Origin of the sequence: Streptomyces sp. NPDC007945 (assembly GCF_042958885.1) — a bacterium.
Taxonomy (GTDB): domain Bacteria; phylum Actinomycetota; class Actinomycetes; order Streptomycetales; family Streptomycetaceae; genus Streptomyces.
In genome coordinates, this window is the sequence record NZ_JBIBJV010000001.1 from 444,646 (window position 1) to 457,219 (window position 12,574).

General features: G+C 74.6%; 7 protein-coding genes. 3 read left to right on the forward strand and 4 right to left on the reverse strand.

Translation table 11 applies throughout. From position 1 onward, the window contains the following. Positions 1 to 3: 3 nt before the first annotated feature. Positions 4 to 1,281: an extracellular solute-binding protein gene (locus ACFZCF_RS02010; RefSeq protein ID WP_388440041.1), complete on the reverse strand. Its 1,278-nt coding sequence runs from the start codon at positions 1,279 to 1,281 to the stop codon at positions 4 to 6. 415 nt (positions 1,282 to 1,696) lie between these two features. Between ACFZCF_RS02010 and ACFZCF_RS02015 the strand changes: the two genes are divergently transcribed. After that, entirely contained in the window at positions 1,697 to 2,719 is a 1,023-nt protein-coding gene (locus tag ACFZCF_RS02015; RefSeq protein WP_388440044.1) for a LacI family DNA-binding transcriptional regulator, read from the forward strand. Positions 2,720 to 2,963: 244 nt separating this feature from the next. Beyond that, positions 2,964 to 3,887, forward strand: coding sequence for a phosphatase PAP2 family protein (locus tag ACFZCF_RS02020; protein ID WP_388440048.1), 924 nt, complete (start codon positions 2,964 to 2,966; stop codon positions 3,885 to 3,887). A gap of 101 nt (positions 3,888 to 3,988) precedes the next feature. On the opposite strand, the gene ACFZCF_RS02025 is transcribed toward ACFZCF_RS02020, so the two are convergent. The 3 genes from ACFZCF_RS02025 to ACFZCF_RS02035 form a co-directional block, all read right to left on the reverse strand. Next, entirely contained in the window at positions 3,989 to 5,185 is a 1,197-nt protein-coding gene (locus ACFZCF_RS02025) for an FAD-dependent oxidoreductase (RefSeq protein WP_391283978.1), read from the reverse strand. Between the two features lie 126 nt (positions 5,186 to 5,311). Further along, positions 5,312 to 6,256, reverse strand: coding sequence for an RNA polymerase sigma factor SigJ (sigJ, locus tag ACFZCF_RS02030; protein WP_388440054.1), 945 nt, complete (start codon positions 6,254 to 6,256; stop codon positions 5,312 to 5,314). Between the two features lie 50 nt (positions 6,257 to 6,306). Beyond that, positions 6,307 to 9,294 (reverse strand): bifunctional [glutamine synthetase] adenylyltransferase/[glutamine synthetase]-adenylyl-L-tyrosine phosphorylase, encoded by a 2,988-nt coding sequence (locus tag ACFZCF_RS02035; RefSeq protein ID WP_391283980.1) that lies wholly within the window; start codon positions 9,292 to 9,294, stop codon positions 6,307 to 6,309. A gap of 1,217 nt (positions 9,295 to 10,511) precedes the next feature. Here ACFZCF_RS02035 and ACFZCF_RS02040 point away from each other — a divergent pair. Further along, a complete protein-coding gene (locus tag ACFZCF_RS02040; protein ID WP_391283982.1) occupies positions 10,512 to 12,488 on the forward strand; it encodes a PIG-L family deacetylase in 1,977 nt (658 codons plus the stop codon). Positions 12,489 to 12,574 lie beyond the last annotated feature (86 nt).

Genomic DNA, 12,574 nt, shown 5'->3' on the forward strand with positions numbered 1-12,574 from the left:
TTCTTACTTCCAGTCCTTCAGGAGCTTGCGGTAGGCGTCGCCGACGGCCTTGGCGCCGGCTTCCGGGGTGGTCTGGCCGGTGAGGACCTTGGTGTACTCGACCTTGACCGGCTCGAAGAGGCTGCCGCCCTCGGGGATCCACGGGCGCTCGACGGCCTTCTCGACGACCGGCTTGAAGAACGCGATCATCTCGTTCTTGGCCACCTCCTTCTGCAGGTAGGAGGACTGGCGGGTCGGGAGGAGGCTGAGCTCCTGGGCGACCTTGGCCTGGCTCTCGGCCGAGGTCATGTACTCGGCGAAGGCGTAGGAGGCGTCGAGGTTCTTGGAGCCGGCGTAGACGGCGAGGTTGTGGCCGCCCTGCGGGGCGCCCTGGCCGGCGGAGCCCGCCGGGACGGGGGCGATGCCGAGGTTCGCCTTGTCGGCGAACTCCTTGCCCGCGTAGGTGTCGGCGACGGCCCACGGGCCGTTGATCATCATGGCGACCTTGCCGTCCTTGAAGGCGGCCTGCATGTTGTCCCAGCCGTTGGTCGCGTCGGTGATCGCGGCCTTGGAGTCGACGAGGTCCTTGACGGTCTTGAAGGCGCTGACGCCCGCCGGGTCGTCGAAGGTGACCTTCTTGTTGGCGGCGTCGACCATGTCGCCGCCCTCGCCGTACAGGAAGGAGAGGAACCAGTACGGGTCGTCGCCGCGGAGGTACAGGCCGGTCTTGCCGGTCTTCTCCTTGATGGCGGCGGAGACGGTCTTCAGCTCGGCGATGGTCTTCGGGACCGCGACGCCGGCCTCCTTGAAGATCTTCTTGTTGTAGAAGATGCCCATGGAGTCGATGACCTGGGGCACGGCGTAGGTCTTGCCGTTGTACTTGGTGGAGGCGGCGGCCTGCTCCAGGAAGTCGTCCTGGTCCTTCAGCGCGGCGGTGCCGTCCAGCGGGGCGAGGTAGCCGAGGTCGGCGAACTCGGGGGTCCAGGCGACCTCGGAGCGGATCACGTCGGGGGCCCCGGAGCCGGACTGCGCGGCGTTCTTGAACTTGTTCTGGGCCTCGCCGAAGGGCACGTTCACGTACTTGACGGTGACCTTCGGGTGCTTCTTGGTGAAGTCCTCGGCCAGCTTCTTGAAGACCTTGTCCTCGGAGCCGACCGTGGAGGTGTCCCACCACGTCACGGTGCCGGAGAGCTCGCCCGAGCCCTTCGAGCCGCCGTTGGAACCGCTGTCGCTCCCGCCGCACGCCGCCAGGGTGACGCCCAGGGCCGCGACCAGCGCGGTGGCCGCTATGCCACGCCGCATGTGAACTCCTTCAACATGATCCCGGGGAGACGAGGGGCTGGAACCTTCCTCATTGCGACCGCTCCCTCGCGGCGCTCCGGGTTGCCAGGAACGTAACAGGGATGAAAACGAGCCGAAAGACCTTGCGTGGAATTTCTGCAAGGACCGGCGATCGTTACATCGACGTGTCCCGAAGGTTGCCATAGGACCGCTTGACAGCGGCGCGGAAGGGCCACTTCCGCCCCTTCGCCCCGATATGATCCGTCCCTCGTGTCCTTCCGGCGGACTCGGAACGATACGTTCCACCTCCCTCACGGTCCGTGCCGCCCCGCAAGAACTGCAAGACCTTGCGGAGCGGCCTTGCAGCAGCCGGAGGCCCGGCGGCCTCGGCCCCACTGGTGGGCAATACGCGCTGTGACCGGTACAGTCCACTCTCATGACCGCGCGGCTTGCCGACATCGCAGCCCAGGCGGGGGTCAGTGAAGCCACAGTCAGCCGCGTGCTCAACGGCAAGCCCGGTGTGGCCACCGCCACCCGCGAGTCCGTCCTTGCCGCGCTCGACGTGCTCGGCTACGAGCGTCCGGTACGGCTGCGCCAGCGCAGCGCCGGCCTCGTCGGGCTGATCACCCCCGAACTGGACAACCCCATCTTCCCGGCGCTCGCGCAGGTCATCGGCCAGGCCCTGACCCGCCAGGGGTACACCCCGGTGCTCGCCACCCAGACCCCCGGCGGCTCCACCGAGGACGAGCTCACCGACATGCTGGTGGAGCGCGGCGTCGCCGGCATCATCTTCGTCTCCGGGCTGCACGCGGACACCACCGCGGACACCTCCCGGTACGACCAGCTGCGCGGCAAGGGCGTGCCGTACGTCCTCATCAACGGCTTCTCCCCCAAGGTGCAGGCGCCCTTCGTCTCCCCCGACGACCGGGCCGCGATGCAGCTGGCGGTCACGCACCTCGCCGCCCTCGGCCACACCCGGATCGGGCTCGCCGTCGGACCGAAGCGCTTCGTGCCGGTGCTCCGCAAGATAGAGGGCTTCCAGAAGGGGATGCAGGACCGGCTCGGCCTCACCCCGGAGGAGTCCGAGGACCTGATCCAGCACTCCCTCTACACCCTGGAGGGCGGTCAGGCGGCCACGGCGGCCCTGATCGCCAAGGGATGCACGGCGGTGGTCTGCGCCTCCGACATGATGGCGCTCGGCGCCATCCGCGCCGCCCGCCAGCAGGGGCTGCAGGTGCCCCGGGACGTCTCCGTCGTCGGCTTCGACGACTCGCCCCTCATAGCCTTCACCGATCCGCCGCTCACCACCATCCGGCAGCCGGTGCAGGCGATGGGGCAGGCGGCCGTCCGCGCCCTCCTGGAGGAGGTCGGCGGCACCCCGGCCCCGCACTCGGAGTTCGTCTTCATGCCGGAGCTGGTCGTCCGCGGCTCCACCGCCTCGGGCCCTCCCGCGTCCTAGGGCGTGTCTTTCGGATCAGGCCGGATCAGGGAGCGGCGTCTGGTGCGTGCGCTCGCAAGGCGGAGGAGGGAGTCCATGCGGAGCATCGGCGACCGACGACAACGCGGCGAGCGTGCGTGCCAGGCGTCGCGAGCCCGGCATGATCCGAAAGACACGCCCTAGTCCCTGAGGGGGAGAGGGTGCGGCGCACACCCGACCGAGGGATGATCGGTCGGGGGGCGTGGATCTGGCAAACTCTCTGCCTATGGGTGAAACGACCGTGAAGAGTTTGGACGACCGGACGACCCCGTCGTCACCCATCGTGGCCGACGGCCGGTGGGCGTGGCTGCGCGCGCGTACGCCGCGACGCCCCCGCATCTGGTTCGAGCTGCTGCTGATCGGCCTCAGTTACTGGGTGTACTCGCTGATCCGCAACGCGGTGCCGGAGCAGAAGGCCGAGGCCCTGCGGAACGCGGACTGGATCTGGCGGACCGAGGAGTCCCTCGGCCTCGCCTTCGAGCACGCCGTCAACCACGCCGTGAACTCGGTGACGTGGCTGATCGTGACGATGAACTACTACTACGCGACGCTGCACTTCATCGTCACCATCGGTGTGCTGGTGTGGCTGTACCGATGGCAGCCGGGCCGTTACGCGGCGTTCCGCACCGTCCTGTTCGCCACCACCGCCGTCGCGCTGGTCGGCTACTACCTGTATCCGCTCGCGCCGCCCCGGCTGATGGAGAGCAAGGACTTCGTCGACACGGTCCTGGTGCACCACACCTGGGGTTCGATGGCCTCGGGCGACCTCAAGCACATGTCGAACCAGTACGCGGCGATGCCGTCGATGCACATCGGCTGGTCGCTGTGGTGCGGGCTGACCCTCTTCTTCCTGGCGAAGGCGCCGTGGGCCCGGATCCTGGGCCTGGTCTACCCGGCGGCCACGCTGGTCGTGATCGTCGCGACCGCCAACCACTTCTGGCTGGACGCCGTCGGCGGCATGGTCTGCCTCGCCTTCGGCTTCCTCGTCGCCTACTTCTGGTACGGCACCTGGCCGCACCGCCTCTCGAAGCGGGTGGAGCCCCTGACGGTGACGGCACCGGCGGCGTCCACGCCGGCCCGGGGTCCCGCCGCGGGCACGGAGGTGCCGGAGACCGCGGACCGGGAGGAGCCGGTCGGCTCCGGCAGATGATCCGCCGCCGCTCGTGAGGCCGCTCACGAGCCGGACCGGGGCCCCCGCCGTTCACTGCGGCGGGGGCCCTGGTCGTACCCGGCCCGTTCAGGCCCGGCCCTTCAGGCGCCGACCTCCGCCGGGACCGCGTCCCGGAGGCCCTGCCGGGCCAGGGGGCGGCGGCGGGAGGGGAGGCCGCCCGTCGGGTGGGCGACGCCCCAGGCGGCTCCCTTGCAGATGAGCTCCTTGTAGAGGACGGCTGCGCGGCCGGTGAGGGCCTTCTCCTTGGCGCGGTCGTCGGCGGTGACGAACTGGATCAGCCCGTCCTCGCGGCCGAGCGAGACGCACTGCTGGAAGTAGCGGACGGAGACGGTGGGCACCTTGGCGCCCGTGAGCCGGGCGGCGAGGGCGTCGGCCGCCTGCCAGGCCATCGGGACGCCCGAGGCGCAGGACATCCGCAGCGGCTTGCCCTCCGGGCCGAGGGCGAGGGCCGCGTCGCCGACCGCGTAGACGTCGGGGTGGGAGACCGAGCGCATGGTCGCGTCGACCCTGATGCGGCCGTCCTCGGCGAGCTCCAGGCCGGTGGCCGCGGTGATCGGGTGGACGGCGAAGCCGGTGGTCCAGACGGTGACGTCGGCGGGGAGGTCGGCGCCGTCGGCGGTGGCCACCCGGTCCGCGGCGACGGCGGCGACCGCCGTGTGCTCGTGGACGGTGATGCCGAGCCGCCGGGCGACCTTCCACAGGTGGCCGCGGCCCTTCTCGGAGAGCCAGTCGCCGAGCGCGCCGCGGGCGACCAGGGCCACGTCGAGGTCGGGCCGGGACTCGGCGATCTCGGTCGCGGCCTCCAGGCCGGTCAGGCCGCCGCCGACCACCACCACGGACCGGCCGGCCTCCAGGGCGGCGAGCCGCTCGCGGAGCCGGAGGGCGCCGGGGCGGGAGGCCAGCTCGTGGGCGTGCTCGGCGACGCCGGGGACCCCACCGTGGTTCCAGCCGCTGCCCAGGGCGTAGACGAGGCTGTCGTACCCGAGCTCCTCGGTCCCGGCGGCGCCGTCCACCCGGACCGTCCGGCGGTCGACGTCGACGGCGGCGACCTTGCCGAGCTTCAGCTCGACGCCGGTGCCGGCGAACATCTCGGCGAAGGGGCGGGGGGTGAGGTCCTGGCCGGCCGCGAGCTGGTGCAGCCGGACGCGCTCGACGAAGTCGGGCTCGGCGTTGACGAGGGTGAGGGTGACGTCCTCGCGGCGCAGCCTGCGGGCGAGGCGGCCGGCGGTGACGGCGCCGGTGTAGCCGGCTCCGAGGACGACGATGCGGTGCTGCATGACCGTGCTCCTGTCTGCGCGGGGTCCGCGCCGTTTCTCCGGCGTGGTTCGCACCTTGAACCGGGCGGCCCCGCGTTTCCTGACAGGATTCTGATGTGACCCGCATCACACCCTCTGGGAGGGGTGTCAGAAGGCGAACAGCGGGGCCTCCGCGGGCGCCTCGGCGGCCCACCGCCGACCGGCGCGGACCAGCTTGTCCGGGTTGACCTGGCTGCGGACGGCGACGATGCCGTCCGGGGTGACCTCCAGGCAGGTGATGCCGACGACCCTGGTGCCGACGACGGTGACGATCGCCGGCTCGCCGTTGGCGGTGGAGGCGTAGAAGGAGGGCGAGCCGCCGACCAGGGCCCGCTTGGCGTCGCTCGGCCTGAAGAGGCCGCGCAGGAAGGTGGCGACCGCGCGGGCGCCCTCGAAGGCGCTCGCCCGTGCGGGCACCTTGCCGCCGCCGTCCCCGAGGGCCGCGGCGTCCTCGGTGAGCAGCCGGACGAGGGGTTCGGTACGGCCGCTGGTGGCGGCGGCCAGGAACTCCTCGACGATCCTGCGGGCGGCGGCCTCGTCGATCTCGGTGCGGGCCCTGCCGTCCGCGAGGTGCTTCTTGGCGCGGTGGAAGAGCTGCTGGGCGGCGCTCTCGCCGATGTCGAGGATCTCCGCGATCTCCCTGTGCGCGTAACCGAAGGCCTCGCGCAGCACGTACACGGCGCGCTCGTTCGGGGTCAGCCGCTCCAGGAGGACGAGGACGGCGTACGAGACGGATTCGCGCTGCTCGGCGGTGTCGGCGGGGCCGAGCATCGGGTCGCCGGCGAGCAGCGGCTCGGGGAGCCACTGGCCGACGTACGTCTCGCGGCGGGCGCGGGCGGAGGTGAGCTGGTTGAGGCAGTAGTTGGTGAGGACCTTGGTGAGCCAGGCCTCGGGCACCTCGATGCGCCCGGTGTCGGCGGCCTGCCAGCGCAGGTACGTCTCCTGCACGGCGTCCTCGGCCTCGCCCGACGAGCCGAGCATCCGGTAGGCGATGGCCTCCAGTCGGGGGCGCGCCTTCTCGAACCGGTCCACATCACTCATGAGCAGGGCCATGCCGGGATCGTAACGGCCGGACCGGGGCGCTGCAGCCCCGGCCCGAACGGTCAGGAGCCGTAGAAGAGTTCGTCGACGACGGCGCGGGCGCGGCGGGTGACCCGGCGGTAGTCGTCGACGAGTTCGCCGACATGACCGGGGGCGTACCCCAAATAGCGTCCCACGGCGGCCAGTTCGCGCGGGTCGGTGGGGAAGGTGTCGCCGGGGCGGCCGCGGACGAGCATGACCGCGTTGCGCACCCGGGTGGCGAGCACCCAGGCCTCGTCGAGGGTCTGCGCCTCCTCGGTGGGGATCAACCCGGCGTCGTGGGCGGCGGAGAGCGCGGCCCGGGTGCGGGTGGTGCGCAGTCCCGGCACGGCCCGGGCGTGCCGCATCTGGAGGAGCTGGACGGTCCACTCGACGTCGCTGAGGCCGCCGCGGCCCAGTTTGGCGTGGAGGGTGGGGTCGGCGCCGCGCGGCAGCCGCTCGGACTCCATGCGGGCCTTGAGCCGGCGGATCTCGCGGACGGCGTCCTCGTCGAGGCCGTCGGCGGGGTAGCGGAGCGGGTCGATCAGCTCGACGAACCGCCGGCCGAGGTCGGCGTCGCCCGCCATCGGCGCGGCGCGGAGCAGCGCCTGCGACTCCCAGACGAGCGACCAGCGGCGGTAGTACGCCCCGTAGGAGGCGAGGGTGCGGACCATGGGGCCGCTCCTGCCTTCCGGGCGCAGATCGGCGTCGATCAGCAACGGCGGGTCGGTCGTGGGCAGTTGGAGCAGGCGGCGCATCTCGGTGACGACGCGGTTGGCTGCCTTGGCGGCCTCCTGCTCGTCGACGCCCTCGCGCGGCTCGTGGACGAAGAGGACGTCGGCGTCGGAGCCGTAGCCCAGCTCGTGGCCGCCGAAGCGACCCATGCCGATGACCGCGAAACGGGTGGGGAGTTCGTCGCCCCACTCGGCACGGACGGCGGCGCGCAGGGCGCCGGCGAGGGTGGCGGCGTTGAGGTCGGTGACGGCCTGGCCGACCCGGTCGACGAGGGTGCCCGGGTCGGAGGTGCGGGGGCTGTCCTCGGTGCCGTACGAGTCGATGAGGTCGGCGGCGGCGGTGCGGAACAACTCGCGGCGGCGCACCCCGCGGGCGGCGGCGACGGCCTGCTCGGCGTCGTCCGCACGGTTCACGGCGGCCAGGACCTCCTGCTCCAGGTGGGCCCGGCCGCGCGGACCGAGGCCCTCGGGGTCGCCGAGTATGGCCACCGCCTCGGGGGCGCGCAGCAGCAGGTCGGGAGCGAGGCGGCCGGCGGACAGGACCCGGGCGAGGTTCTCTGCGGCGGCGCCCTCGTCGCGCAGCAGCCGCAGGTACCAGGGGGTCTTGCCGAGGGCGTCGGAGACCTTCCGGAAGCCGAGCAGACCGGCGTCCGGGTCGGCCGAGTCCGCGAACCAGCCCAGCAGCACCGGGAGCAGCGTCCGCTGGATGGCCGCCTTGCGGCTGACGCCGGAGGCCAGCGCCTCCAGGTGGCGCAGGGCGGCGGCCGGGTCGGCGTAACCGAGGGCTTCGAGGCGCTGGCCGGCCGCCTTGGGGCTGAGCCGGGTCTCGCCCGGGGCGAGCTGGGCGACGGCGTCGAGCAGCGGCCGGTAGAAGAGCTTCTCGTGGAGGCGGCGGACGACGGAGGCGTGCCGCTTCCACTCCTTGTTCAGCGCGGCGACCGGATCGGTGCGCAGGCCGAGCGAGCGGCCGAGGCGGCGCAGGTCCTCCTCGCCCTCCGGGACGAGGTGGGTGCGGCGCAGCCGGTACAGCTGGATGCGGTGCTCCATCGCCCGCAGGAAGCGGTACGCCTCGTCCAGCTGGGCCGCGTCGGCGCGGCCGACGTAGCCGCCGGCGGCGAGGGCGGCGAGCGCGCCGAGGGTGGAGCCGCTGTGCAGGGTGGCGTCGCTGCGGCCGTGCACCAGCTGGAGCAGCTGGACCGCGAACTCGACGTCCCGCAGGCCGCCGGGGCCGAGCTTCAGCTCGCGGTCGATCCGGTCGACCGGGATGTTCTCGACGACGCGGCGGCGCATGGCCTGCACGTCGGTGACGAAGTTCTCCCGCTCGGCGGCCTGCCAGACCATCGGGGAGAGGGCGTCGACGTACGCGCTCCCCAGCTCCGCGTCGCCGGCCACCGGGCGTGCCTTGAGCAGGGCCTGGAACTCCCAGGTCTTGGCCCAGCGCTGGTAGTAGGCGACGTGGGAGGAGAGGGTGCGCACCAGCGGGCCGTTGCGGCCCTCGGGGCGGAGGTTGGCGTCGACCGGCCAGATGGTGCCCTCGACGGTGGTCTCGGAGCAGATCCGCATCAGGTGGGAGGCGAGCCGGGTCGCGGCCTGCAGCGCCTTGGCCTCGTCGGCGCCCTCGACCGGCTCGCCGACGAAGATCACGTCGACGTCGGAGACGTAGTTCAGCTCGTGGCCGCCGCACTTGCCCATGGCGATCACGGCGAGCCGGCACTGGGCGGCGTCGGCGGGGGCGGCCGCCCGGGCGAGGGCGAGCGCGGCCCGCAGGGTGGCGGTGGCCAGGTCGGCCAGCTCCGCGGCGGTCTCGGCGACGTCGATGGTGCCGCAGACGTCCCTGGCCGCTATCCCGAGGAGGCAGCGGCGGTAGGCGACCCGCAGGGTCACCGGGTCCGTCGCCCCGGCGAGCCCCTGTTCGAACTCGGTGATCCCCGGGTGCAGGTCGGCCGCCTCGTAGGTGACCAGGGCCTCCCAGTCCTTCGGGTGCCGGGCCAGGTGGTCGGCGAGCGCCTCCGAGGCGCCGAGGACCCCGAGCAGCCGGTCCCGGAAGGGCTTGGCGGAGAGCAGGGTGGTGGTGAGGGTCCGGCGCTCCGCCTCGGGCTGCGCCTCGACCAGCCGGACCAGGCCGCGCAGGGCGAGGTCGGGGTCGGCGGTGGCCCCCAGCGCGTCGAGCAGGACCGGGTCCCCGCGGAGCCCGGCGAGCTCGGGCAGGTCGAGCAGCCGCTCCGCCCCGGACGGATCGGTGAACCCGTGCCGCAGCAGCCGAGAGAACGTACTGCTCCTGCGCCCCGGCACCGTCATCTCCGCCGCTCCCTCCAGCCCGCCAGCTCGTCAGCCCGTCTGCCCGTCAGCTCGCTGGATCGAGCCTATCCGGAGGGAAGGGGCGGGGGCGTGCGGGACGGGGGCCGGGGGGAGGGCGAGCCGTCCGGGGTGGGGTGGGGTGGGGGCGGGGTGGGGGCGGGGGTCTGGGGCGGGGACGGGGCGGTGGCGGGCTGAGGGGGGCGGGGCGGTGGTGGGGTGGCGCGGGCGGGACGGTCTCGGGTCGGGGGGTGGGACCTCGCGTTGGGGGCGGCGCGGTGGCGCGGACGGGGCGCCTCGGGTCGGGGGCGGGACCTCGCGTCGGGGGCGGCTCGGTGGCCCGGGCGGGGCGCTTCGGGGAGGAGGCGGCCCTCACGCCGGGGGCGGCCTCCCGGCTGGGCGGCCCCCCGCCGGGGCGCCACGGGTCGGGGGGCAGGACCTCGCGTCGGGGGCGGCGCGGTGGCCCCGGCGGGGCGCCTCGGGGCGGAGGCGGCCTCACGCCGGGGGGCTCGGGTCGGGGGGCTCGGGTCGGGGGGCAGGACCTCGCGTCGAGGTCCTCACGCGGCTCGGTTGCGGGGGCGGGGGCCTCAGGCCGGGACCCGGGCGGCGTGGCCCTCGGGCCGCGGGCGGCCTCGGCAGGAGCGGCGCGGTGGCGGTGGGCCTCGGGCCGGGGGCGGGGCCCGGGCGAGTGGGGCCAGGTGGCCCCGGGGCGGGACGGCACACGGGCCGGACCGGGACGCCACGGCGGACCGGGGCAGCTCCTCGCGGGGCGCGGGGACGGGGCGCGGCACGGCTCCGGGCCGACCAACCGCCCTCCCCCGCCGGAGGGGGCGGCCGCCGGGCGGCTTCCGTCCCCTCCGGCCGTCCCCGGACGGCGCGCGTCGCCGGTTCGAGGGCGGGGCCTCGGGCGAGCGGAATCGGTCCGTCCCACCCGCGCGGAATCGGCCCCTCCTACCCGGGTCCGGCACGGATCACACGTGACCTCAGGCACATCGGGCCGTTTTCGGAACCCCTCCGCGGCTCCGGCCCTGTAGCCATGTGAGTCGACCGTCCCGTCGCCGCGGTCCCTCGACCGCCGCCGGAGGCTCGCGCACCGCCGCCGCCACCGCCGACGCGCACCCGTCCCCCAGCCAGAGAGCCCTTCCGCGCCCATGTCCGTCCGCCGTCCCACCCGCCTCATACGCCCCTTCCGTCACCGACGGTCCGTCGTGGTCGCCGGGATGGCGACCCTGCTGGCCGCGGGCACGCTCGCGGGCGTACTCACGGCGACGGCGGCGCAGGAGGAGCCGGCGGCCGGCGGACCGGCGGCGCCGATATCGGCGGCGCCCCGGGCGGCGGGGGCCGCCCCGGTCTCCGTGGTGCAGTTCGTGTCGCACCCGGACGACGACCTGTACTTCATGAACCCGGACACCGCGCAGTCGCTCGCCGACCGGACCCCGCTGACCACCGTGTACCTGACGGCGGGCGAGGCGAACGGCGTCAACGCCCGCGCCGCGCGGGCCGCCGCGACGGCGCCGGACAAGCCCGCGTACGCCGAGGCCCGGCAGAACGGCATCCGCGCCGCGTACGCCGAGCTCGTCACCGGCGACCGCACCAGCCCCTGGGACCGGACGGCGATCCGCACGGCCGGCGGGGGCGCGGCCGAGCTGGACACCCTGCGGGCCCGACCCGGCGTGCGGCTGGTCTGGCTCCAGCTCCGCGAGGCGGGATCGCCGTCCGGCGACCGTCCGCACAGCCTGCGCGGCCTGTGGCACGGCCGGATCCCCGCGCTCGGCTCGCTGCGCTCCTCGGGGACGCCGGTCACCGCCGACTTCGCGTACTCGAAGGAGCAGGTCGTGGCCACCCTGACGGGGCTGCTCGACCGCTTCCGCCCCACCTATGTCCGCACCCTCGACCCGACGCCCGGCACGAACGCGGCGACGGGGCGGCTGCGGGACCACCAGGACCACGCGTACGGGGCGCGGTTCGCGCAGGCCGCGCTGGACCGGTACGCACGGCGGCCGGGGCATCCACGGGTCGGCGTGCAGAGCTACCTGGGCTACCCCAACACCGAGCTGCCGCCCGCCCTCGACGGCCGCACCGCCGAGGAGAAGCTGCGCAGCCTGCGGACGTACGCCTGGCTGGACGGGACCGACCACTGCGGCAGCCCGGCGGGGTGCGGCGACCTGAAGATGGCGGACCGGCCGCAGGGCCGCGGCTGGACGAGCACGGTGCGGTACGCGCGGGGCACCTCGACCGGTTGGCTCCAGGCGGACGCGAACGGCGGGCTGCTCGCCTTCGGCGTCCAGGACGGGCGCCTCGCGACTTGGCGCCGGGCGGCCGGCGGCGGCGCCTGGAAGGGTCCGGAGCTGCTGCCCGGCGGCGGGCTCGACGGCGGCGTCGACACCGTACGGCTGCCGGACGGGCGGATCGCGGTCTTCGCCACCCGCACCACGTTCGCCGGCCCGGCCGGCTACCGGCGCGAGGTCGTCGCCCTCGAACAGACCGCACCCGGCGGGCGGTTCGGGGCCTGGCGTTCGCTCGGCACGCCCGGGAAGCGGGACGAGGCCGACCGGACGCCGGACATCAGCGCGCCCGCCGTGACCGTGGACGGCTCGGGGCGGGTCCGGCTCTTCCTGCGCGACGGCGACCACCGGCTCGCCGGCCGGGAGCGGACGCCCGGCGGCGGCTGGGGCCCGTGGCGCTCCCTCGGCGGGGCCGGGCTGCACGGCGACCCGGTGGCGGCGACGGACGCCGCCGGGCGTCCGTACGTCTTCGCGGGCACCCGGACCTCGGTCCTCCTGTGGACGGGCGGTCCCGGCGGACGGATCGAAGGGCCGCGGCCGACCGGTCTGCCGGCGACCACGCTCGCGCTGAGCGCGGGCCCCTCACCGGCCGGCGGCGGCGTCCGCCTCTGGTCCCGCGAGCCGGGCACCGGCGCGCCCCGGGCCGCCGACTTCGCGGGCACCGCCCGGCTCGCCCCGGTCGCCCCGCCGTCCGGCGGCGTCGCCGGCTTCGGCCCGGTGAGCGCGGCGGACGGCGTGGTCGCCGCCCGTTCCAGGACCGGCCGCCTGGCCGTCGCCCCGCTGGCGGACGGCGGCGCCTGGCGCCTGTCCGACTTCCCGCTCGCGGGCGCTCCCGCGGCGGGCCCGGGCGGCGTGGCCGCCCTCGGCCAGGACGGCCACCTGCACTGGGTCCCGACGCCCGCTGACCGCTGAGCACCGACCGCGGTCCGCAGCCCCGGGACCCGGGGCCCGGGACGGCAGACCGCCCGGGCGCGGCCAGGCAGACCGGCGGCGAACCG